This window comes from Micromonospora parathelypteridis (genome assembly GCF_014201145.1).
Lineage (GTDB): Bacteria > Actinomycetota > Actinomycetes > Mycobacteriales > Micromonosporaceae > Micromonospora > Micromonospora parathelypteridis.
On record NZ_JACHDP010000001.1, the window covers coordinates 3288672 to 3310863 of the forward strand.

The 22192-nt window shown below is 71.6% G+C and carries 25 protein-coding genes; 12 read left to right on the plus strand and 13 right to left on the minus strand.

The genetic code is table 11. The features are described from left to right. Positions 1-19 precede the first annotated feature (19 nt). A complete protein-coding gene (locus tag HNR20_RS14725) occupies positions 20-982 on the plus strand; it encodes a DUF6461 domain-containing protein (protein ID WP_184180241.1) in 963 nt (320 codons plus the stop codon). Positions 983-1031: 49 nt separating this feature from the next. Then, the gene (locus HNR20_RS14730) at positions 1032-1451 is read left to right on the plus strand and encodes a hypothetical protein (protein ID WP_184180243.1); all 420 of its coding nucleotides are present in this window, start codon (positions 1032-1034) and stop codon (positions 1449-1451) included. Between the two features lie 42 nt (positions 1452-1493). Here the strand turns inward: HNR20_RS14730 and HNR20_RS14735 are convergent, their stop codons facing one another. Further along, a complete protein-coding gene (locus HNR20_RS14735) occupies positions 1494-1880 on the minus strand; it encodes a transcriptional regulator (RefSeq protein WP_184180246.1) in 387 nt (128 codons plus the stop codon). Then, positions 1877-2719, minus strand: coding sequence for a hypothetical protein (locus HNR20_RS14740; protein ID WP_229687024.1), 843 nt, complete (start codon positions 2717-2719; stop codon positions 1877-1879). Before HNR20_RS14740 ends, HNR20_RS14735 begins: the two co-directional genes overlap by 4 nt. 89 nt (positions 2720-2808) lie before the next feature. Here HNR20_RS14740 and HNR20_RS14745 point away from each other — a divergent pair, with 89 nt between their 5' ends. Further along, positions 2809-3150 (plus strand): VOC family protein, encoded by a 342-nt coding sequence (locus tag HNR20_RS14745; protein WP_229687023.1) that lies wholly within the window; start codon positions 2809-2811, stop codon positions 3148-3150. A 32-nt stretch (positions 3151-3182) separates the two neighbouring features. Here the strand turns inward: HNR20_RS14745 and HNR20_RS14750 are convergent, their stop codons facing one another. The 3 genes from HNR20_RS14750 to HNR20_RS14760 form a co-directional block, all read right to left on the minus strand. Beyond that, a complete protein-coding gene (locus HNR20_RS14750; protein WP_184180251.1) occupies positions 3183-3827 on the minus strand; it encodes a dihydrofolate reductase family protein in 645 nt (214 codons plus the stop codon). Positions 3828-3859: 32 nt separating this feature from the next. Continuing rightward, positions 3860-4564: a dihydrofolate reductase family protein gene (locus HNR20_RS14755; RefSeq protein WP_184180254.1), complete on the minus strand. Its 705-nt coding sequence runs from the start codon at positions 4562-4564 to the stop codon at positions 3860-3862. A gap of 124 nt (positions 4565-4688) precedes the next feature. Next, complete coding sequence (locus HNR20_RS14760) at positions 4689-4883, minus strand: hypothetical protein (RefSeq protein WP_184189389.1); 195 nt, start codon at positions 4881-4883, stop codon at positions 4689-4691. 57 nt (positions 4884-4940) lie between these two features. On the opposite strand from HNR20_RS14760, the gene HNR20_RS14765 reads away from it, so the two are divergent. Further along, on the plus strand, positions 4941-5822 hold the full coding sequence (locus tag HNR20_RS14765; RefSeq protein ID WP_184180258.1) for an LLM class flavin-dependent oxidoreductase: 882 nt from the start codon (positions 4941-4943) through the stop codon (positions 5820-5822). A gap of 22 nt (positions 5823-5844) precedes the next feature. Here the strand turns inward: HNR20_RS14765 and HNR20_RS14770 are convergent, their stop codons facing one another. From HNR20_RS14770 to HNR20_RS14780, 3 genes are read right to left on the minus strand one after another with little or no spacing between them, the layout of a single operon-like run. After that, complete coding sequence (locus HNR20_RS14770; RefSeq protein ID WP_184180261.1) at positions 5845-6276, minus strand: ASCH domain-containing protein; 432 nt, start codon at positions 6274-6276, stop codon at positions 5845-5847. A 57-nt stretch (positions 6277-6333) separates the two neighbouring features. Further along, on the minus strand, positions 6334-7392 hold the full coding sequence (locus tag HNR20_RS14775; protein ID WP_184180264.1) for a questin oxidase family protein: 1059 nt from the start codon (positions 7390-7392) through the stop codon (positions 6334-6336). A 33-nt stretch (positions 7393-7425) separates the two neighbouring features. Next, positions 7426-7977, minus strand: coding sequence for a phosphoribosyltransferase family protein (locus HNR20_RS14780; protein ID WP_184180267.1), 552 nt, complete (start codon positions 7975-7977; stop codon positions 7426-7428). 187 nt (positions 7978-8164) lie between these two features. Here HNR20_RS14780 and HNR20_RS14785 point away from each other — a divergent pair, with 187 nt between their 5' ends. From HNR20_RS14785 to HNR20_RS14800, 4 genes are all read left to right on the plus strand, one after another. Next, on the plus strand, positions 8165-8797 hold the full coding sequence (locus HNR20_RS14785) for a septal ring lytic transglycosylase RlpA family protein (RefSeq protein ID WP_184180270.1): 633 nt from the start codon (positions 8165-8167) through the stop codon (positions 8795-8797). Between the two features lie 104 nt (positions 8798-8901). Continuing rightward, positions 8902-10026: a PP2C family protein-serine/threonine phosphatase gene (locus HNR20_RS14790; protein ID WP_184188473.1), complete on the plus strand. Its 1125-nt coding sequence runs from the start codon at positions 8902-8904 to the stop codon at positions 10024-10026. Positions 10027-10155: 129 nt separating this feature from the next. Then, positions 10156-12012 (plus strand): acyl-CoA dehydrogenase, encoded by a 1857-nt coding sequence (locus HNR20_RS14795; RefSeq protein ID WP_184188476.1) that lies wholly within the window; start codon positions 10156-10158, stop codon positions 12010-12012. A gap of 243 nt (positions 12013-12255) precedes the next feature. Continuing rightward, positions 12256-12525: a DUF6458 family protein gene (locus HNR20_RS14800; protein ID WP_030487564.1), complete on the plus strand. Its 270-nt coding sequence runs from the start codon at positions 12256-12258 to the stop codon at positions 12523-12525. A 57-nt stretch (positions 12526-12582) separates the two neighbouring features. Here the strand turns inward: HNR20_RS14800 and HNR20_RS14805 are convergent, their stop codons facing one another. Beyond that, positions 12583-13122 (minus strand): SixA phosphatase family protein, encoded by a 540-nt coding sequence (locus HNR20_RS14805; RefSeq protein WP_184180273.1) that lies wholly within the window; start codon positions 13120-13122, stop codon positions 12583-12585. Positions 13123-13234: 112 nt separating this feature from the next. Between HNR20_RS14805 and HNR20_RS14810 the strand changes: the two genes are divergently transcribed. After that, positions 13235-13522 (plus strand): DUF6458 family protein, encoded by a 288-nt coding sequence (locus HNR20_RS14810; protein WP_184180276.1) that lies wholly within the window; start codon positions 13235-13237, stop codon positions 13520-13522. A gap of 96 nt (positions 13523-13618) precedes the next feature. Here HNR20_RS14810 and trhA read toward each other — a convergent pair whose 3' ends face one another. Beyond that, the gene (trhA, locus tag HNR20_RS14815; protein WP_184180279.1) at positions 13619-14296 is read right to left on the minus strand and encodes a PAQR family membrane homeostasis protein TrhA; all 678 of its coding nucleotides are present in this window, start codon (positions 14294-14296) and stop codon (positions 13619-13621) included. A gap of 107 nt (positions 14297-14403) precedes the next feature. Here trhA and HNR20_RS14820 point away from each other — a divergent pair, with 107 nt between their 5' ends. Genes HNR20_RS14820 through HNR20_RS14830 form a run of 3 tightly spaced genes read left to right on the plus strand, consistent with a single transcriptional unit; the run spans position 14404 to position 16668 of the window. Further along, complete coding sequence (locus HNR20_RS14820; RefSeq protein ID WP_184180281.1) at positions 14404-15075, plus strand: 5-oxoprolinase subunit B family protein; 672 nt, start codon at positions 14404-14406, stop codon at positions 15073-15075. Beyond that, positions 14973-15935, plus strand: a complete 963-nt coding sequence (locus HNR20_RS14825) for a 5-oxoprolinase subunit C family protein (protein ID WP_221309807.1) — start codon at positions 14973-14975, stop codon at positions 15933-15935. Before HNR20_RS14820 ends, HNR20_RS14825 begins: the two co-directional genes overlap by 103 nt. Continuing rightward, positions 15919-16668: a LamB/YcsF family protein gene (locus tag HNR20_RS14830; protein ID WP_184180285.1), complete on the plus strand. Its 750-nt coding sequence runs from the start codon at positions 15919-15921 to the stop codon at positions 16666-16668. Before HNR20_RS14825 ends, HNR20_RS14830 begins: the two co-directional genes overlap by 17 nt. A 34-nt stretch (positions 16669-16702) precedes the next feature. On the opposite strand, the gene HNR20_RS14835 is transcribed toward HNR20_RS14830, so the two are convergent. From HNR20_RS14835 to HNR20_RS14845, 3 genes are all read right to left on the minus strand, one after another. Further along, positions 16703-18541, minus strand: a complete 1839-nt coding sequence (locus HNR20_RS14835; protein ID WP_184180287.1) for an NHL domain-containing thioredoxin family protein — start codon at positions 18539-18541, stop codon at positions 16703-16705. 232 nt (positions 18542-18773) lie between these two features. Then, complete coding sequence (locus HNR20_RS14840) at positions 18774-21518, minus strand: LppU/SCO3897 family protein (protein WP_184180289.1); 2745 nt, start codon at positions 21516-21518, stop codon at positions 18774-18776. A 344-nt stretch (positions 21519-21862) separates the two neighbouring features. Continuing rightward, entirely contained in the window at positions 21863-22000 is a 138-nt protein-coding gene (locus HNR20_RS14845; protein WP_167454674.1) for a hypothetical protein, read from the minus strand. Positions 22001-22192 lie beyond the last annotated feature (192 nt).

Below are 22192 nucleotides of genomic sequence, written 5' to 3' on the forward strand. Positions count from 1 at the left end.
TCCGATGGTGTCGGACCTGGTGCGCTACTACGACGATTTCCTGGCTGACCGGGACTGGCTCGCCGAGGGGCTGAGCTGGGCGGTGGTTCAGCCGGCCAGTGCCGAGGCCACTGTCGACGGAGTGATCAAGCGCTTGCGGGCCAGGCGCGTCGAGCCGGGTGACAAGCACGCCGGCGAACTCGCCGACCTGGCCCAGATCGGCCCCGACGTGGTGGTCTTCCAGGACAACGGCTGCGCCCTGAGCCGGCCTGAAGTCCTGCGCTGGCTCAGCGACGGCACGCGGGTGCATACGGTCGACTGGACCATCAACGGCAACGGCGGCGTCACCTATGCGGTGTACGGCAAGGTGCTCGCCCGGATGGACATGAACGATCCGGACCGGCGGCATGGCGATGACCCGTCTGCTTTCGCCGACGATCTGGACGACGTGCGCGCCGCGCTGGGGACCGAGTATGTGAGATCCGCGGTGATGGCGTTTGTCGAGCGGCGGACCGGCGTGCGGCTGCCGGCCGAGTGGATGAGCGACGAGGGCGCCGACACGGAGGCCGGGCCGTGGGTGACGGTGAGTCTTGGCGCGTTTCCGTCCGACCCGAGGCCACCCTCGAACTTCGGTCACTACGAGCCCGATCTCGACGCGCGACTGCGGGCCGCGCCGGAGACGGTACGGCGAGCGGCACTGACGCTTGCCTTGCGAGCGGTAACGACGCGGTTCAGGTTCAGCGATGAGGAGCTGGCGAGGCAGGCGGTGGAGGCCGTCGAGCGGGGCCTCACCCTGGACCAGGAAACCCGGTCGAGGATCGCCTACCTCAAGGCGCATGGCGACGACGTGCATGCGTGTTCGTCCGCCGTCCACGCCCTGCACACGGCGATCGGCAGCGGGGTGGACGCTGTCGACGCGGTGGGTGCCGCGCGGCACGCGATCGTCGACGAATGGCCGGCAGTGCGCCGGGACCTGTACCGCCTGGTCCGAGAGACTGGCTGACCGCAGGAGAGGGCTGCAACAGGTTCGCCCCGACCGGCAATAGTCAGGTGTGACGAGCCAGATACAACCGTCTGACCAAGATCTGTGGTCGACCATCGCCGCCGGTGACGAGGTCGCCTTCGGCCCGATCCAGCGGCTCCTACTTGTATCGACCGAGGCCGACGGGGGTGACGTCGCGGTGACCGGTCGGGTCAGCGCTCGGGTGCAACGGCTGGTGCTCGAACACGGCGACGGGCAGACGACCACGGCGCGGATGGTCAACGGGGTGTTCGGTCTGATCACCGAGGATGCCAACACCAACGAAGACGCGGAGTTGGTCAGTTATGACACCACCGGAGCCGAGATCGACCGCCGGTTGCTGTTTCGTCCGTCCGACCAGTTCGATCACTGTTACGAGGACTCCGCCGGCACCCTCGTCTACGGCGAGCCGGGAGCTGCCTGCCGACCTGCCGAGCGCTGGGGGCATTAGGCAGGCGTCGCTATCGGGCGTCCAGCCCGCCCGTACGGCAAATCATTGCTCGTGCCCGTTCGGCCGCGGGGCGCTGGCCAACTGCTGGTGGCGTTGGAGGAGTTCCCGCAGCGCGTTGATCTCGGCAGTCAACGCGGCCTGCCCCTGCTGGGTGATCCTGATCCAGGTCTTGGGCCTTCGGCCGTGGTAGCCCCTCTCGATCTGGACCAGGTCGGCCTCCTCGAGAACGGCGAGGTGTCGGGAGAGGTTGCCGGCGGTGAGTTCGAGCGCGTCGCGGAGGTAGGCGACCTCCACCCGCTCGGCCTCCGCGGCGATGGTGAGGATGCCGAGCCGGTTGCGCTGATGGACGGTGTCGCTGAGGCCGTTCGTCGGGTGCCCACCGTTGCCGGGGCCGGTGGCCGCTTCGTTGGCGCCATCGGCACTGCTCATGACGAATTCCTGTTCGTGGCGACGAGGGCGATGGTGCCGCCGACCAGCAGGATCGGTGCCGGCAGCAGGGCCGCCAGCAGGAAGCTGAAGCGGCTCAGGTCCCCCGGTTCGAATTCCGTGGTCTGGAAGTAGATGTTAACGAGGACGACCGCCGCGGCGTAGCACACGGCCACAGCCGTGAGGCCGCGACTGCGTTCCAGGCGGGCCAGGACCAGCAGGCCCACCGCGATGACCAGATGCGGGAACATGCCGCGACCGGAGATGCCCAACAGCGGGGTGGTCGCCCAACTGGTCCCGTTCGAGATCACCGTCGCCGTGTTGAGCAGCAGGAACCGCAGCGCGATCGGCAGCACGAGCCCGACCAGAGTGCCCACGATGCCGGCGATGACGTACGTCCGGGTCGGGGTCTGCACACCCACCCGCGCACCGTGCCACCGATACCACCAGAGGCTGAGCAGGTAGCCGCCGATGAGCGCCACCAGCCAGTACCAGCCGAGGGCGGCCGAGCGTTCAAGGAAGTCACCACCGAGGCCGGTCAGCGCGGGGTTGTCCTGCGTGGCGCGCAAGGCGGGCGATTCGACCGATTCGACGTACAGGGGCGCGGCCACCGCCATCAGGAGACCGAACAGCAGGAGCGGCAGCCAGTAGGCGTGTCTGGCGGCCCGGGTGCGCCGTCGGAGCGCGGCCACCGATGCCAGCAGTTCTCCGGGTGTGTCCTCGCTGTTCGGCGCGGTGCTCGGTTGTTCCGACACGATGCCCTCCAGGATTGATGCTGCACTACCAATAGGTTTGCACTGCAAATCAATCTGCGCAAGGGTCAATGAGACGCCGAGGCCCACGGGATCGACCGTGGTAGTTCCTGCAGGGCCTCGGCACCGGCTAAGGTCCGGCCTGGAGGTGGTCCGTGTTCATCGAAGCCTTTCCGATCGTGACGACACCTGACCTGCCACGACTGGTCGCGTTCTACCGGGACGTGGTCGGCTTCGAGCTGACCTACCGGTTCCCGGACGAGGGCGCCCCGGAGTTCGTCGCACTCCGCCTGGGCAACAGCGAGCTCGGCCTGGCCGCCAACCCGGAGGCTGACGAGCCGGCCGACTCGCACCGCTGGGAGCTGTGCGTCTACGCCGACGACTGCGACGCAGCCGTGGGCGCGCTGCGCACGGGTGGAGCGACGGTCACCGAGGAGCCGGTCGACCAGCCCTGGGGCGAGCGGTCCGCGCGGGTGACCGACCCCGACGGCAACCGGTTGCTGGTGCTGGCCCGGCTGTAGGCGTCCGTGCCGGGGCAGGATCAGGACAGCGGTCATCGTCTCCAGAACAGGAGATGGGTGATTCCGCTGGGGCTGGGCACCGACTCCAGGTGGAAGCGGTCGAGGAGTTCGGTGGGGCTGTCCCACAAACGCTCGCCCCGGTCGAGGTCGACGGGCGCGACGGCGATATGCATCGTGTCGACCAGATCGGCCTCGATGAACTCCCGGATGGTCGCCACCCCACCACCGAGGCGTACGTCCCGACCGGCGGCTGCCTGCTTCGCCCGAGCCAGGGCCTCGGTCGGGCTGGCGTCGAGGAAGTGGAATGTGGTGTCGGCCAGGGTGAACGACGGGCGTTCATGGTGGGTGAGCACGAAGACCGGCGTGTGGAACGGCGGGTTGTCCCCCCACCATCCCTGCCACTCATGGTCCTTCCAGGGACCACGCTGGGGACCGAACTTGTTGCGGCCCATGATCTCCGCGCCGATGTTGCACTCGGCATCGCGGGTCAGGTAGTCGTCCAGGCCGCGAGTGCCGCCCGGCTCGGTGCGATACACGAAGCTGGCGGTGGCGGCACGCCAGGAGAACAGCGGGGTGGGGTCCGCGTGGCCGAAGGGCCGTTCCAGGCTCTGCCCCTCTCCGGTGCCGAACCCGTCCTGCGAAACGTTGAAGCACTGCACCCGCAACAGTTGCGGCATGGTGTCTCCTCTCTCCTTCGGTGGGCCGTGACTCAGTTCGCGGTCACCGTCGGGCCGCCGCCGCGGCCCCGGTCGTCGAGCACGAGCGGTGCGCGTCCGCCCACCGCGTACCGGATGTGGGTGACCTGCGGTGTGTGGATGACGCGGGTCGGCGTCAGCTCGACCGCCTCCTTGTCGCCGAGGTCGAGGTCCGCGTCGAACAGCCGGAGCCCGGTGCCGAGCACGACCGGTACGACATGCAGCTCCAACTCGTCGAGCAGACCGGCCTTGAGCACCTGCCGCACCAGGCTGCCGCCCCCGGCCACGGCGACGTTCTTGCCGCCGGCCACGGCACGCGCCTGCTCGACGGCGCTGGCCACGCCATCGGTGACATAGGTGAAGCTGGTGCCTCCTTCCCGCAGCAGGCGCTGGCGGGGGCGGTGTGTGACGACGAAGACCGGCGCGCGGAACGGCGGATCGTCACCCCAGGGCACCTCACCCCCGTCGGCCATCCGGCGCCCCATCACGTACGCGCCAGCCGCGGCGAACGTCTCGGCGATCACGTCGGAGTTGGTGTCCTGCTCCCCGCCGGTGAAGCCCTGTCGCTCCCGCCAGGCCGTCGCCTCGGTCACCCAGCGGGTGACCCGGAAGAAAGCCGCGCTCTCCGCCGAGTCGATCCAGTCGCCGTCGCCGTCGAACTGTGGGCCGGCGTAGAACCCGTCCACCGACACCGACACCTGCGCGGTCACCTTCGTCATCTCGCGTCTTCCTCTCCTCGGACGGCACCCACCGGTGCCTGCTCATGGAGGAGTCGGACCCGACCGCGATGACCCTACGGGGAAGTGGTGTGACGCGCGCCACACGTCGGCGCGACGGTTCCAGTTACCGCATGCGGTCGACGATCGCCGCCTCGATCCGCAGACCGATGCCGGTCAGGATGAGGAAGGCGGCGAGGATCTGCGGCCTGAGCCCGTCGTAGTCGGACGAGTTGGTGAGCAGACAGGTAATGAAGCCGGCCACCAGCGAGATGGTGCCAAAGGCTCGTACCGTGGCGGCTCGCCCCGTAGGTAGGTCCACAGCGGAACGGTAGCTAAAGCCGGGGGTCGGTGGTGCCCCCCGACTAGGCTGGCGATCATGCGGATTGGCATCGTGATCCTGCCGGACCAGCGTTGGTCGGAGTCGCAGCGTCGCTGGCGGCAGGTCGACGAGTGGGGCTTCGACCATGCCTGGACCTACGACCACCTCGGTTGGCGGGACCTGGTCGACGGCCCGTGGTTCGACTCGATGACCACGCTGACCGCCGCCGCCACGGTGACGTCCCGGATCCGGTTGGGCACGCTCGTCGCGTCGCCGAACTTCCGACACCCGGCCGCGTTCGCCCGGCAGATCACCACGGTGGACGACGTCTCGGACGGTCGCCTGCTGCTCGGCCTAGGCGCGGGCGGCATCGGCTTCGACTCGGCCGTGCTGGGCGGTGAGACGCTGCCGCCGCGTCAGCGGGTCGACCGGTTCGCCGAGTTCACCGAGTTGCTGGATCTGATTCTGCGGGAGGACGGCACCACCTGGCGCGGTGACTGGTTCACCGCGGTGGACGCCCGCAACAACCCCGGCAGCGTTCAGCAGCCCCGGGTGCCGTTCGTGGTGGCCGCCAACGGGCCACGGTCGATGCGGCTGGTGGCTCGCTTCGGTCAGGGCTGGGTGACCACCGGCACCGGTGACGACAACGACCTGGCGAGCTGGTGGGACAGCGTGTCGGCGCTGTCCGCGCGAATGGACCGGACACTGGACGAGGCCGGGCGCGACCCGGCGAGTCTGGACCGTTATCTCTCGCTGGATGCGGCGCCGGTGTTCTCGCTCAGCAGCGCACAGTTCTTCGCCGACCAGGTCGGCCGGGCCGCCGACCTCGGCTTCACCGACGTGGTGACGCACTGGCCGCGCGCCAGCAGTTGGTACGCCGGCGACGAAGCCGTCCTGGTGGACGTGGCGACCCGGTTGCTGCCGGAGCTACGCGGCTGAACCGGTGCCGCAGCGAACCGGCTCAGGTGCCGAGGTCACCGCTGGCCACGCCGCCCTCGCCACCGGAGACCAGCCGTAGGCGGAGGCAGACGATCGGGGTGTCGCCGTCGACCGGGGTGCCGAGCCGCGCCCAGTAGGCCGAGTGCCCGGCCCGCCACTCCTCGATCGAGCGGTCACCCTCCCCCTCGGCGCGGGCGAAGTCCCACGGCACGTCGGCGAAGCGGACGATCTCGACTCCGGTGATCTCCACCACGCCGGCCAGGGCGTTGTCGTCGTCAACGAGGGCCAGCCGTTCGCCGACGTGCTCCAACTCCTCGCCCTCTTCCGCGTACTCGGCGAGTCGCCCGGCCGTCGCGGTCTTCACGCCGGCGAGCACCAGCGTGTTGAGGGTTTCCCGTAGCTCGCCGGGGGTGCCGAGGGCGAGGGCGCGTAGTTCACCGATCCGAGGCCACATCCTGCCGAGGCTAGGCCAGCGCGGCCCACGCCGCCGCCGCAATTCGCCGGGCCCTGCTCAGATCAACTGCCCGGCGTAGCCGGCGGCGGTGAGCAGCCGGTCGTCGCCGGTGGCCGCGTGCGCGTCGAGCACCGCGTCGGCCAGCTTGACCACGTGCTCGTCGCCGTGCCGGGCCGCGCGGGCGAAGACCTCCGCCGGGGTCGCGGCGGCCACGATCGGTGGCGCGAGGCCGTCGGCCGGGGCGTACACCGCGGTCATCGCCGCCGTCGCGGCCCAGGCCGCGGCGAGGCTCGGCGCCCACAGCGCCTGGTCAAGTGCCGGCAGGGTACGCAGCACCGCGGTCGGCGCGGTGACCGCGTGCACCAGCATGACCGGCGCGACGTGCCCGAAGCGGAGGTAGTCGAGGCCGGCCCGGTGCACCAGAGTGGCGAGCCCTCGCTCCGCCTCGGCCGGCGTCCGCGCGGGCCGCATCGCCGCGAGCGCGGGCTCCCATCGGGGTACGCCTGGAAGTCGGTCCAGTCGATCGCGGACGCCCCCGGTCTGATCGTCGATCCGGGGCAGCCCGGCCAGCGCGGCGTCCACGTCCAGCTCGCCGGTGCTCGGCCCGCCCGACTCGCCTGCCGAGGTGCGGTCGAGCAGCCGGTCGGCGCCGGGGATCGGCTGCCAGCGGGCCGCCCAGTAGCCGAGGGCCTGGCCCAACTCGGTGCGCCGCTGCCGGTTCGCGTCGTCCGAGTCGAGCGCACGTACGGCGTGCCCGACTCGGATCACCCCGTGGGTGGCGCCGGCGGCGATGCCCGGCAGCAGTCGGGGCCACCAGGTGCCGAGCACGTCGCGCCACGGTCGTTCGCGCAGTTGCCGGTCGAAGTACGCCAGCCAGTCACCGGCCCGCTTCGCATCGCCCAGCGCCGCCCGCCAGTCGTCGATCGGGTGCAACCCTCTGGGTAACTCGTCGAGTCGGCCGAGGTAGCTGTCGAGCCAGCGGTGCACCTGCCGCTGGTGCCCGTGTCGGGCCAGCGCCTCGACGGCCATCGGCCCGTGGTTGGAGAGCCAGCCCTGGTACTCGGGGCCGGTGCGGTGCAGCCGCTCGTACGCCTCGTCGAGGATTTCGTCACTCATGCGTCGATCGTCGGAGCTGAAGCATGGTTGAAGTCAAGCTGGTAGATCCGCCGCGTTGATCAGGCCGGTGATCCGTAGGTCGGCCGCGACCTCGGGCGGGCAGTCGACGGCCACGACGGCGGTGCCCAGCACCTCGGCACCGAGTGCGGCGCAGATCTCGTAGAGAGCGTGGAGTTGTGCGCCGGTGCGTACCCAGTCGTCCACGACCAGGACCCGGTCGCCGGGGCCGAGGTGCCGGTCCCGGACGGCCAGGTCGACCCGCCGGCCCCGGTAGTCCGGTGGGCTCTGCGCCCAGGTGAGCGCGCCGGCTGGCAGCCGCCCGTCGCCGGGTTTGTGGGCGGCCACGAAGCCGACCCCGAGGGCGGTGGCGGCCAACGGCCCGAGCAGCAGCCCGGTGACCGCCGGGGCGAGCACCACCGTCGGCCGGGCGGCCCGGTACGGCGCCACCAGGGCCGGCCCCAGTTCGGCCAGCACGGTCGGGTCACGCCACCAACCGGAGATGTCGCTGACCAGGTGACTGGTGCCCGGGCCGGGGTCGATCCACTGGAACAGGGCGGCCAGGCGTTCGGTCAGCTCAGCGGGCATCCGCCCATCCTGCGGCACGTCGGGGCGGCGTGTCGGCACCTGGGCCGGCCGGCCCACCCCGGATCGGATGATCGGCTACACGTACCAGTGCAAATCCGGGCATACCACAATGATCACGTTGACTTCGGAAGTGCTTCTCTCGTTACGGTCCGACCCGGTTTGTTCAGACGACGAAAGGACCGGGCCGGTGGCAGCCAAGCACTCCCGTACCCGCATCTTCTCCTCCCCGGCGGGCATCGTGGCCACCGCGGCGGTCGGCGTCGCCCTCGCCGTCGGGGGTACGGTCGGTGCCGTGCAGCTGACCTCCGGCTCCGGGCAGTCGGGGCAGACGGCTCTCGACCTCACCCCGACCACCGCCGCGAGCAGCCTCACCCCCAGCTCCCCGGCCGCCTCCCCGAGTGCCAGCGCCTCGCCGAGCGTGACCGCCAGCCCGTTGGCCACCCGGTCGCAGCAGGCCGCCTCCCGGGGCAAGGCCCGCACCGCGTCGCCGAAGCCGAGCCCGACCGCGAAGAAGACCACGGCATCGCCAAAGGTGCTGGAGAGCGGCTCGTGCGGTGCCTCGTTCTACTCCGACGGGCAGCTCACCGCCAACGGTGAGTCGTTCAACCCGAACGCGCTGACCGCCGCGCACAAGACGCTGCCGTTCAACACCAAGGTCCGGGTGACCAACCCGGCCAACGGCAAGTCGGTCGTGGTGCGGATCAACGACCGTGGCCCGTTCATCGACGGACGTTGCCTGGACCTCTCCCGGGCCGCGTTCGCCACCATCGCCTCGGTCGACGTGGGCGCGCTCACTGTCCGCTACGAGGTCCTCGGCTGACCGGGGCGGGTTACGCCGGTTCGGCCGCGCAACCGGGCCGGCCGGACAGAACCTTGTCGGACGACGGGTCAGGTTCATTCACCGGTTCACGCGGATCAGGCAAACTGTCCCTCGTATCCACGCGACTCCTCCAGTCGGGCCGCCGCCCGCTGAGCCCCGGATCCCGCGCCGGCCTCGGCGCGGCCCTTGTCCTGCTCGCGATCGTGTCGGCGGCGGAGGCGGCGGACGGCCTTCTGGCGCACTACGTCGCGCTGTTGGCAGCCGTGCCCTTCCTGGCCGCCGCCGTGGCGTCCTGGCCGGTGGTGCTGGGGGTGGGCGTCGCGGCGACCCTGACCGGGGCCGGCTTCGCCCTGATCGAGCCGAAGATGTCGCTGGTCACCTCGGTCAACGTGGTCGCGGTCGCGCTCGCCACCGGATTGGCGGTGGCGGTGGCGTCGGTCCGGCAGCGGCAGGCGGAGCAGATCGTCGAGTTGACCAAGCTCGCCTCGGTGGCCCAGCAGGCGGTGCTGCGTCCGCTGGGGCCGCAGGTCGGGACCCTCTCGGTCGCGGGTCGCTACATCTCCTCCACCGCCAGGGCCGAGATCGGCGGTGACCTGTACGAGGCGATCGACACGCCCTACGGCGTGCGCATGATCATCGGCGATGTGCGCGGCAAGGGCCTGGACGCGGTCCGGCTGGCGAGCATCGTCCTCGGTTCCTACCGGCACGTGGCGTACGAGCGGGCCGACCTGCGTGCCGTCGTGGCCGACCTGGACCGTGCGGTGGCCCGAAACGTCGGTGACGAGGACTTCGTGACCGCGGCGCTGGTAGAGGAGCGCGGTGGCACGCTCACGATCGTCAACTGCGGCCACCCGCCACCGCTGCTGCTGCGCCGGGGCGCGGTGATCTCGCTGGAGCCGCCAGCACCGGCACCTCCGCTCGGATTCATGCCGGTGGTCCGCCCCCGGGTGGAACGTCTGGAGCCCGGGGACCGGCTGCTGCTGTTCACCGACGGCCTCGGCGAGGCGCGGCGGGACGGCGAGTTCTTCCCCACCGCCGACCGCGCCTGGCGACTGCTCGGCCACGGCACGGTCGCCGACGGGCTGGCCTCGCTGGAGACCGCCCTGATCGAGTGGGTCCACGGGCGGCTCGACGACGACATCGCCCTGGTCCTCATGGAGTACGTCGGTGCCCGTACCGGAGCGGCGGCGGCCGTCCCGAGTTGGGAAGTCGGCGCCGCCGAGAGTTGATCCGCGCTTTGTTACGAGCGTGTGTGTAATCGCCGTCACTTGGGTGATCCGCTTGTCGCTGCCTACCCGCGAGTAATACAGTCGGAGTTACTGATCGGTAACACCTGTCCGGAAGCGGGGCCAGTGAGCATGACCCACTACAAGAGCAACCTCCGGGATCTCGAGTTCAATCTGTTCGAGGTCTTCGGGGCGGACCGGGCGTTCGGCCAGGAGCCGTACTCGGATCTCGACACCGACACCGCCCGCAGCTTCCTTGCTGAGGTCGACCGTCTTGCCCGCGAGGACCTGGCCGCCAGCTACACGGACAGTGACCGCAACCCGCCGGTCTTCGACCCGGCCACGCACACCGCGCCGCTGCCGGAGTCGTTCAAGAAGTCCTACCAGGCATTCATGGACTCCGAGTTCTGGCGACTGGACCTGCCGCCGGCGCTGGGTGGCACCACCGCGCCCCGCGCGCTCTGGTGGGCACTCGCCGAGATGGTGCTCGGCTCGAACGCCCCGATCTGGATGTACGCCTCCGGCCCGTCCTTCGCGCACGTCCTGCACGTCGAGGGCACCGAGCGGCAGAAGAACTGGGCCAAGCTCTTCATCGACAAGCAGTGGGGCTCCACGATGGTGCTGACCGAGCCGGACGCCGGCTCGGACGTGGGCGCCGGCCGGACCCGGGCGATTCAGCAGCCGGACGGTTCCTGGCACATCGAGGGCGTGAAGCGCTTCATCACCTCGGGCGAGCACGACCTCACCGACAACATCGTGCACTACGTGCTGGCCCGCCCGGTGGGCGTGGAGGGCGTCGGTGGCCCCGGCACCAAGGGCCTGTCGCTGTTCGTGGTGCCGAAGTTCCACTTCGACGAGACCACCGGCGAGTTGGGCGAGCGCAACGGCGTCTACGCCACCAACGTCGAGCACAAGATGGGCCTGAAGGTCTCCAACACCTGCGAGCTGACCTTCGGTGAGCACGGCGTGCCGGCCAAGGGTTGGCTGCTCGGCGACAAGCACGACGGCATCCGGCAGATGTTCATGATCATCGAGTACGCCCGGATGATGGTCGGCACCAAGGCGATCGCCACCCTCTCCACCGGCTACCTCAACGCCCTTGAGTACGCGAAGAACCGGGTGCAGGGCGCCGACCTGATCCAGCAGGCGGACAAGACCGCTCCGCGGGTCACCATCACCCACCACCCGGACGTGCGGCGCTCGCTGCTGCTGCAGAAGTCGTACGCCGAGGGTCTTCGTGCCCTGGTCCTCTACACCGCCACCTGGCAGGACAAGATCGCCATCGCCGAGGCGGCCGGCGACGAGAAGGCCACCGAGCTGGCCAAGCGGGTCAACGACCTGCTGCTGCCGCTGGTCAAGGGCGTCGGCTCGGAGCGGGCGTACGAGATGCTCGGGCACGAGGCCCTGCAGACCTTCGGTGGCTCCGGGTTCCTGCAGGACTACCCGCTGGAGCAGTACGTCCGGGACGCCAAGATCGACACCCTGTACGAGGGCACCACCGCCATCCAGAGCCTGGACCTGATCTTCCGCAAGATCGTCCGGGACAACGGCAGGGCCCTGATGGCCGTTGCCGGTGAGATCCAGGAGTTCATCTCCTCCGAGGCGGGCAACGGCCAGCTCAAGGAGGAGCGGCAGGCGCTCGGCAAGGCGCTGGCCGAGATCCAGAACATCCTCGGTGTGCTGACCGGCTGGCTGGGCGAGGCCCAGAGTGGCGACACCCGCGCGCTCTACAAGGTCGGGCTGGGCAGCCGGCGGTTCCTGCTGGCGATCGGCGACCTGGTTGTCGGCTGGCTGCTCCAGCGGCAGGCAGACGTGGCGCTGAAGGCGCTGGCCGGCGAGGTCTCCGCCAGCGACAAGGCGTTCTACACCGGCAAGGTGGCCGCTGCCCGCTTCTTCGCCCGCGAGGTGCTGCCCCGCATCGGCGCCGACCGGCGGATCATCGAGGGTGCCGACGTCGACATCATGGATCTCCCGGAGGAAGCCTTTTGACCGTGCCACGGCACGCCTGACGGTTCCGGGCCTCACCACCGGAGCAACGACGGCCGGCGAGGGCGACCTGCCCCGCCGGCCGTCACCGTGTCCGGCTGAGCACGGTCAGCCCGCTGTCGGGCCGCGCGGGGGTGGGCACGTATTGGGCGAGCCCGGCCGGGTATGCCGGTGGCGTGGCGGGTAACCGTCGCGTGACCTCGAAAGGGAACGCCCAGAGCCACCGCACGGGGGAGTGCAGCGCATATGGGTGTAGGAAGCGGCATTTTTCTCATCGCGATCGGCGCGATCCTGACCTTCGCACTGAGAGCCAACGTCTGGTGGATCGACGTGCGGGCGGTCGGCTGGGTGTTCATCCTGGCCGGGCTGGCCGTACTGCTGACCACGGTCTGGTTCTGGCAGGACCGGCGCAAGCGGGCCCGGACCCTCATCGTCGAGGAGAACCGGCTCTCTCATCCGACGGCGATGATGCCGCCACCGCCAGACCCGCCACCACCGACCGCACCGCCGTCCTGAGCCCCGCACGGGCTCGGTGCCTACCCCTGAGCCACCCGTCGACGATCGGCGGGTGGCTCAGACGCGTGCGGCGTGCCGTGCCGTGATCGGCGCTCCCGACCGACCCAGCTCCGCCCAGCCGAGCGGGCCACGGTGCACCGCGAGTTCGGCGGTACGCAAACCCTCCTCGTCCGCCCCCTCCGGGTCGAGGAGGGCGGAGAGCAGCGAGATGCCCGGATTGTGCGCGATCAGCAGCGCCGTGCGGGCCGCCGGGTCGACCGTGCGGACCAGTGCCAGCAACTCCTCGGGGTGGGCGTCGTACGCGCCGGGCTCGTAACGCACCATCGGGCGAGGACCGGCCGGGCCACCCTCCGGCGGTGAACCGGTCATCCCCATCGCCACCTGATGCCAGGTCTGCCGGGTACGTCTGGCCGTCGAACAGATCACCACGTCGGGTAGCAACCCGTGTTGCGCCAGCCAGGCACCAGCCGCTGCCGCGTCGGCGTTCCCGCGTGCGCTGAGCGGCCGCTCGGCATCGTCCGCCGCGTCGCTGCCCTGCTCCGCCTTCGCGTGCCGCAGCAACACCAGTGTCCGTGTCTCGAGGTCGGCGTCCGTCATGTCCTCAGCTTGCCCGATTGGCGATCTCCGTGCCGGGGTAAGTCGATGGATGCCGCACCCCTACCGACGGCCGCGGCGCGTCGTACGCCAGGTTAGAGCCGAGGAGCGAGACATGGGCATTGGTGGCAGCATCTTCTTGATCGCGTTGGGCGCGATCCTCGCATTCGCCGTAGAGGCCGACCTGGGCTGGCTGGACCTGTCCGTGGTCGGCTGGGTGCTGATGCTGGCCGGCGTCGCCGGTCTGGTCGCCACCCTCTACTTCTGGAACAGCCGCCGCCGCACGGTGGTCGCCGCGCCGGTCCGGGAGGAGCGCGTGGTGGCTGACCGCGTGGTGCCGGTCCAGGACGACCAGGTCATGCGGGAGTACCGCGAGGTGCGTCGGCCGGGCCCGCCGGTCTGATCCTCGCGCACAGACTCCGGGGTCCCGCAGCGTCGCGGGGCCCCGGCTCGCATTCACCCCGCGAAACGCGACGCACCGGTGCCACCGACGCTGGGCTCAGGCGAACAGCGCGAAGTAGATCGCGATGTGATGGCAGAGCGCCGCCAGCAACGTGCAGGCGTGGAAGAACTCGTGGTGACCGAAGATGGTCGGCCACGGGTTGGGTCGGCGCAACGCGTAGAAGACCGCGCCGACGCTGTACATCGCCCCACCGGCGATCAGCAGCACCAGTGCCGCGACGCCGCCCCCGTGCAGGATCTGCGGCAGCATGGCCACCGCGACCCAGCCCAGCGCCAGGTAGAGCGGCGCGGACACCCAGCGCGGCGCATGCGGCCACACCACCTTGATCGCCACGCCGGCCAGAGCGCCGCCCCAGACCAGGGCCAGCATCACCGTGGCCGGCCGGGGCGCGAGCAGCATCGTGCAGAGCGGCGTGTACGTCCCGGCGATGAACACGAAGATCATCGAGTGGTCCATCCGGCGCATCACCTGGTAGCCGCGCTCTGACCACACCCGACGGTGGTAGAGCGCGCTCGTGCCGAAGAGGCCACACACCGTCAGGCTGTAGATGAGACAGCTGACCAGAGGTGCCCAACCCGGCCGGCTGGCGGCGATCGAGCAGAGCACGATGCCGCAGACCAGGGCGACAAAGAATGCGTACGTGTGTAGCCAGCCGCGCATCCGGGGCTTACCGATGTCGACCGGCTTCAGGCGAAGCGGGGCGGAGGTGCTCACCCCGTCAGGCTACGGCACCGTAGGTTACCTGGAAGTAGTGGCGTTGGTGACACCTGGCACCGTCATCGTGAACGCCAGATCGGCGCGACATCGGCGAGGATGAGCGGATGCGGATCCGACCCGTCGGGGCGCACGCCCTGCTTCTCGACTGCACCGCCCCCACCGACGTTCCCGAAGCCGCGCTGGTCGAAGCGTGGCGAGCCGAGCTGTGGCGGCGTCGCGAGCAGGGCGAGTTGATCGCCGTCGAGGTCGTGCCGGCAGCCAGCACCGTCCTGCTCGACGGCCTGCCCGACCCGCTCGCCACAGCGGAGCAGCTGACCCGATGGGCGTCGGTGGTCCAAGACGCCGCCACCGCCCGCCGCAGCGACGGAGAGCACGGCGACGGCGAGCACGGCGACGGCACGGAGGTGGTCGTTCCGGTCGAGTTCGATGGGCCGGACCTGCCGGCGGTGGCCGAACACTGGGGCGTGGCCGTGCCAGCCGTGCTGCGTCGGCTGACCAGCACGCGGTTCCGGGTGGCGTTCTGCGGCTTCGCCCCCGGGTTCCCCTACCTGACCGGGCTGCCGGCCGAGTTGGCGCTGCCCCGGCTGGCCACCCCTCGTCCCCGGGTGCCGGCCGGCTCGGTCGCCCTGGCCGGCCCGTACGCCGGCATCTACCCGGGCCCGTCCCCCGGCGGTTGGCTGCTGGTCGGCCGGACCGACCTGGTCCTCTTCGACGTCGACGTCGACCCGCCGTCCCGACTCGGTCCCGGCACCTCGGTCCGGATGGCGGCGGCGTGACCCACTCGGCCACTGTCGAGGTGCTCCGCGCCGGCGCGCTCACCACCGTGCAGGACCTGGGCCGGCCCGGCTTGGCGCACCTGGGCGTACCCCGGTCCGGTGCCCTCGACCCGGCGGCTCTGCGGCTGGCCAACCGGCTGGTCGGCAATCCGGAGCACGCCGCCGGCCTGGAGATCACCCTGTCCGGCTGCACACTGCGGCTGACCAGGGCGACCACGGTGGCGGTCACCGGTGCCGAGGTGACGGTCCATGCCGGCGTCCGCCCCGGCGACACCGGACGCCCGCTCAGCGTGCCGGCCGGGACGGTTCTGCGGATCGGCCCCGCCCGACGGGGCGTACGGAGTTGGCTGGCAGTGGCCGGTGGCATCGACGTGCCGGCGGTGCTCGGCAGTCGGGCCACCGACACCCTGTCCGGCCTCGGCCCGCCTCCGCTGCGCGACGGCGATCGGCTACCGCTCGGTGCGCCGCTCGGCACACCCGCGCCAGTGGACCTGACGGTCAGCCCTGCGCCTACGCCGGAGCTGCACCTGATGCTGCGCCCCGGCCCTCGCGACGACTGGTTCACGCCGACCGCGCTCGACCGGCTGTTCGGCACCGCGTACACCGTCAGCCCGGTGAGCAACCGGGTCGGCGCGCGGCTCGCCGGCGCGACGCTGCCCCGTGCGGTGGCCGGCGAACTTCCCAGCGAGGGCATCGTGCTCGGCGCGGTGCAGGTGCCTGCGGACGGACAACCCCTGATCTTCCTCGCCGACCATCCGACCACCGGCGGATACCCCGTCATCGGGGTGGTCACCGACGTGACCCCGCTCGCGCAGGCCCGGCCAGGGACTACCGTCAGATTCCATGGACCTCAACGCTGACCTGGGCGAGGGATTCGGCATCTGGCGGCTCGGCGACGACGAGGCGCTGCTGGGCCTCGTCACCTCCGCCAACGTCGCCTGCGGCTTCCACGGCGGTGACCCGTCCACGATGCGACGGGTCTGCGAGGGCGCCGCGCGGCGCGGGGTCGCCGTGGGCGCGCAGGTCGGCTACCGGGACCTGGCCGGCTTCGGTCGGCGGCGCATCGCGTACGACTTCGCCGAACTACGCGACGAGGTGACCTACCAGTTGGGGGCCCTGAACGCGTTCTGCCGGCTGTTCGGCACCCGGGTCCGCTACCTCAAGCCGCACGGCGCGCTCTACCACGCGGCCAGCACCGACGAATCCCAGGCGGCGGCCGTGGTCGCCGCAGTTACCGGCTACGACCCCGAGCTGCCCATACTCTGTCTGCCTGGCTCGACCCTCGCCCAGCTCGCCGTCGGCGCGGGCCTGCCGGTCGTCGCCGAGGCCTTCGCCGATCGTGCCTACCTGCCCAATGGGGCGCTGGTGCCGCGCGGCACCCCCGGAGCGGTGATCACCGATCCGGAGCAGGTGGCCGAACGGGCGGGGCGGATGGCCACCGAACGAGTCGTGGTGGCGGTGGACGGCACCGTCATCCCCTGCTCGGTCGACTCGATCTGCGTGCACGGCGACACCCCCAGCGCGGTCTCCGCCGCCGAGCTCGTCCGCGCGACCCTGATCGACGCCGACATCCCCCTGGCCCCGTTCGCGTGACCCCAGGGGCCCTCGCGGGCCCCTGGGGCGACAGTCAGGCGTCCAGGCCGCGGAGGACCAGCGGGAGACGAGTCACGGCACCGTCGACCACCCGCACCGGTACGCCCCAGTCCTGCCGGGTCAGATGGCACGCCGCGTGCTCGACGTCCGCGTCGCAGGTCGCCGCCTGGGCGGTCACCTGCAGCACCCCAGCGGTGACCTCGCCGTTGAGCACCAGCCGGCGGGACAGCTCGGTGCCCGTGCCGGCACCATCCACCAGCAGCTCCGGCGGAGACGCGGAGACCACCAAGCGGGTCGACGGCCCGTACGTCTCGTCCAGCTTCTGCCCCGGCGCGGGGGTGAAGACGATGTCCAGGGTGACCTCACCGGCCGCGACGTCGGTCGGCTTGCGCTCGGTGCGGTGCCGGGGGCCGTCCACAGTGCTGGCACCCGCCGCCGACAGGGCACCCGGGGCGAGCCGGGTCAACCGGTGGGCGGCGGACTCCACCACCAGCACCTCACCGGCCGGGGTGACCACCAGGTCGCTCGGCTCCGCCAACCCGTCGGCGACGGTGGAGACCTGGTTGCTGGCCGGGTCGAAGCGGCGCACCGCGCCGTTGTAGGTGTCCGCGATCAGCACCGAGCCGTCCGGAAGCGCGCACACGCCCAACGGGTGCTGCAGCAGCGCCGACTCCGCCGGACCGTCCACGTGCCCGAAGTCGAACAGGCCCTGCCCCACGGCGGTGCCCAGTACGCCGTTCTCGACGAACCGGATGGCGCTGGTCTCGCTGTCGGCGATCCAGAGCCGGGTGCCGTCGGCGGAGACGGAGAGCCCCGACGGCTGCGCCATCCACGCCTCGGCCAGCGGGCCGTCCCGCAGCGCCTCGACCGTGGTGCCGGCGTACATGCCGGCGGTCCGCTTGATCGGGTCGAACCACCAGAGCTGGTGGATGCCGGCCATCGCGATGATCAGCTTGTCGTCGTACCAGGCCAGGTCCCACGGGGAGGAGAGATCCACCGCGAGCGCGTCGTGCGCGTGGTCGTCGACCTCGGCGCGCCACTGCCGACCGCTGCCGGCCACGGTGACCACCTCGCCGGACTCCAGCCGTACGCCGCGCAGCAGGTGGTTGACCGTGTCGGCCACCACCAGGTCGTAACCGGCGACCTCGGCGACATGGGTGGGCAGCAGGCACACCCCCTGCGGCTCGGAGAACGTCGCGGCACCGCCCGGCCCGTCGGCCCGGCCCCGCTCGCCCGAGCCGATCCGGCGCACCGGAGTCTCGCCGTCCGCTGCCACCTCGACCAGGGAGTGCCGGGCCGAGTCCGAGACCAGCAGGTTGCCGCTCGGCAGCAGCACCGCCTTACCCGGGAAACGCAGCGCGGTCTCCGGCGCCGGCGGCGGGACGTACGGGCCGTCACCCCGGTGCAGGGTGCCCTTGGCCTCATGGGTGACGATCAGCTCGTCGATCAACCGGGCCAACCCCTCGGCATGGCCCTCGCCGGCCATGGTGGCCACCACGTAACCCTCGGGGTCGATCACCGACAGAGTCGGCCAGGCCCGGGCCGCGTACTGCTGCCACATGTCCATCTCAGGATCGTCGAGCACGGGGTGGTGCACCCCGTAGCGCTCGACGGCGGCGGCGAGAGCGTCGGCGTCCTTCTCGTGCTCGAACTTCGGCGAATGCACACCGATCACGACGAGCACGTCGCCGTACTTCTCCTCCAGCGGGCGCAACTCGTCGAGCACGTGGAGGCAGTTGATGCAGCAGAATGTCCAAAAATCCGCCACGACGATCTTGCCACGAAGATCCTGCAAGGTCAGATTCTTGCCACCCGTGTTGAGCCACTGCCGGCCGTGTAGCTCGGGCGCACGTACACGCGCTGTCGTTCCCATGCCTGTCAGCCTGCCACGCCCCGAGGTCCCGGCCACCGTGACCCGGACGACAGACCCGGACCACGCCCACTACCGCGCGATCTTGCACTTTCTGCCCCGACCTAAGGGGCGTTCCACGCAAAACAGCGACCAAAAGTGCAAGATCGGCGGACGGCATCGGGGACGGGCGCGGGCGGCATCGGGTACGACGACGGCGGGGTCACGGTTGCCCGTGACCCCGCCGTCGGTGGAGCTACTTCGTGGCCGGCTTGAGGCAGAGCACCCGGTTGGTGCCGTCACCCGGCAGCACCACGTGGGGCTGCGTCGTGTCGGTGCACTTCTCCTTCGCGTCCACCTTCGAGACGATCGTGAAAGCGCCCGCCTCGCCGCAGTCCGCCGCTGAGGCGCCACCCTCGCCGGCCTGCTTCACGCAGGTGCCGACCGCCGGGTCGAAGGCCGGCGAGTCGTTCCCGCCGCCGAACTTGCCGAGCAGCATCAGCAGGCCGAGCGGCACCGCCAGGATGAGCACCGCGGCGATCAGCACCGCGGCCAGCACCCGGCCGTTGCGTACCTTCGGCGTCGGTGGCTCCACCTTCGGCTCGTCGGCGTCCGGCTTGAACGCGTCGAACCGTCCCTGGTCCGACTGCCCGGCCTCCTGGCCCCAGGACGGCGCGGGCTGCTGCGGTGGTGGGAAGGCCGGCGGGAAGCCGCCGCCCGGCACCGACTCGGTCGCCGGCCCGCCGAAGCCTGACCCGCTGGAACCCGGCCCGCCGAAGCTCGGCCCGCCGAATGCCGACGTCCCGTTCACCGTGGCGGCACCGGCGGCAGGCGACCCGGGGCCGCCGAACTGGTCCACCGGGCGCTCGGCACCGGCGTGCGGCCGAACGCCGTTCAACGGCCGGTTGTTGCCGGGGGGGTCGACGAAGGACGGCACGCCGGGCGGGAACGCCGGAGGCGCCGACGGGGCCTCGTTGAACGCGTTCGGTGCGGGCTGGCGGTCGTCGAAGCGTGGCTCGGCTGGAGACTCGTCACCCCAGCCAGGGCCAACCTGGCGCTGCGGGTCGTTCTGCCAGTCGGGCGCGACCTGGCGTGGCGGGTCGTTCTGCCAGTCGGGCGCGACCTGGCGTGGCGCGTCGTTCTGCCACTCCGGAGCACCCTGACGCGGCGAGTCGTTCTGCCACTCTGGTGCGACCTGACGCTCGGCACCCGGGTCGGCCTGGAACGCCTCCGGCTCCGGCTCGTTCTCCGGCTCGGGTCGAGCCGGGCGGCCGTACACCCGGGGTTGGGGTGTGGCCGTGCCAGTCGGCCGGATGGCCTGGTCGGTCGGGGGCATCACCCGGCTGGCCAACGGCACCGAAGCGCTCGCGGTGGCCCGGGCCGCCGCGCCGGCTGCCGACTCGGCCTCCGACACCGGCACCACCGCGCGGCCCGCTCCGGACTCCGGAGAGGTACGCGGGGCGGGCACCAACGCGCCACTTGCGGGAGCCTCCTCGGCCCGGCCCCAACCGGCCGGGTCCGCCTCGTACTGCGCGGCGGCCTCCGGGGCCTCCCGCTCGGCGTACGCGGGCTGCTCGGGGATCGGAGCGAACTGGGCCTGGGGCGCGTAGTCGGCCGGCGGGGCAGCAGCCAGGCTGGCACCTGGCACACGCTGCTCCTGCGGGGGCAGCGGCACCGCGTTCGCCGGCGAGATGCCCGGCGCGGGCCCGGGCTGGTAGGCCGGTGCCTCGTCGCCCCGGTCTGCCTCCCAGCCACCGCGGGACTGGGCGGAAGCTTCCGCCTCGGCACGACCCCACACCTCACCGGGTGCCCACGGCTCGGCCTCCGGCACACCGGGGTTGCCCTGCGCGGCGTTGTCCGGGCCGGCGGCCCAGCCGGGCGCACCGTCGTTGCCGGGCACGCTGACACTGGCACGGGCGGGGAGGCCGCTCTGCTCCGCCGCGGTCCACCCCACCGCCTCCGGCCGCTCGCTGGGCTGGTCCTGCGGCGAGAGCACCCAGTCGGGCTGCTGCGGACGGCCCTCGGCATCGCCCCAGGCGGCCGGCTGTGCGGCCTGGTCCTGTCGCGCGTCGCCGTCGCCCCACCCTGCGGGCTGCGCCTGCTGCTGTGCGGCCCACCCACCGGAGCGGGCCGGGTCGTCCTGCGCCGGCCAGTTCGTCGCCGGGGCCGGCACCTGGGCCGCGCCACGGGCGGCGTTGGGCTGGGCGGCCTGCCCCCACCCGGGTGCGGGCTGCTCGGCCGATTCGGCGGGCTGGCCCCAGGTCGGCGGCGACTGCTCCGCCGGCGTCCACACGGGCTGGTCGTCGCGTGCGGCGGCGCTGGCGGGCCAGTTGCCGTTGCCGGACGCGTCGTCCTGCTGAGCGCCGCCCGGCCAGTTGGCGGCCTGCTGCTGCTCGGGCTGCTGCGACTCGGCCCCACGCCAGTCACCGGCGGGCGGGTTGGCCTGCGCCGCGCCACCCCAGCCGCCGGAGCGGGCCGGGTCTTCCTGGGCGGGCCAGGCGGCGGTCGCCGGGGGCACCTGCGCGGCACCCCGTGCGGCCGGCTGGGCCTGCACCCAGTCGGGCTGCTCAGTGGCGCTCGGGGTCCAGGTGGGTGCGGGCGCACTCTGCTCGGCTGGCGTCCAGCCCTGCTGCTGTGCGGCCCAGGCCGGCTGCGCCGGAGCCGGTGCGCCTTCGTTGCCGGGCCAGGTGCCGGGCTGCTGCTGCGGCGGCTCGCTCGCGCCACCGCCGGCGGCCCAGGCGGGCTGCGCCGGGTCGTTGGGCTGCGGGGCAGCGGCGGCACCCCAGGCGGGGGCCGGCGGCTGCTCGGACTGGGTCGCCCATGCCGGCGTCGACGGGTTGGGTCGCGCCGGTGGTGGGGGCGCCCAGCCCAGGTCGGGGCCGGCGGCGTTGTGGCCGTTGTCCGGCTGCGCCGGGCGGTCGCCGTACGGCGCCGGTCCGCCGGCGCCCGGTGGCACCTCGTCCGGCTCTTGGCCGGTGCGGTGCGGGCCCTCGGACGTCATGGGTGCGCCTCCTCCATCACATGTCGGCTCGCCGGTGCCGATCGGTCTCCTCGGCGTGGCTGCCGGCGTCACCGGCGTACCGCTGTGCCGGCTCCCCGCACGGTATCGGGTGGTGGCACGGCACGTCCAAGGAGCACTGGTCGTCACTCCCCGTGGCCGGTCGGTGTCAAGCAGCTTGTGTCGGCTCGGCCTCTGCCGGGTCGGCGGGCGGCGACCGAAGCCCACCGTACCGGGCGCTGCGGCAGGGCGGAATCCCGGTGGCGGGTGGCCGGGAAACGCCGATGGCCCACCCGGTGGGCCGGGCGGGCCATCGATCTGGAGGAGGTGAGGAAAGTTGTGGAGCGTCAGCTCATGTGACGCTGGGCGATGACGAGGAGTTCCTCGCGAACTGCCGGCGAGTTCGCCGAGCGCAGCGCGTGCTCGATGGCACGGGCGCGGCGGGTGGCGTCGCGGTGGTTGCGGATTCGCTCGATCATGCTCATTGGTGGGTCCCCCTAGCTATTCGGTTGTCAGCCCCTGATGCATCTATTCAACCGCAGAACCCGGCCAACTTCCATCGATTATTAGGTGAGCTGAGACACCTGCCTAATAATCAAAGGTCAACGGGCCGTCTGGCCGACGCTTCCGTCGCCTAAACGACACGGCCGGTGTGCCGGGCGTTAACCCGTGGCACA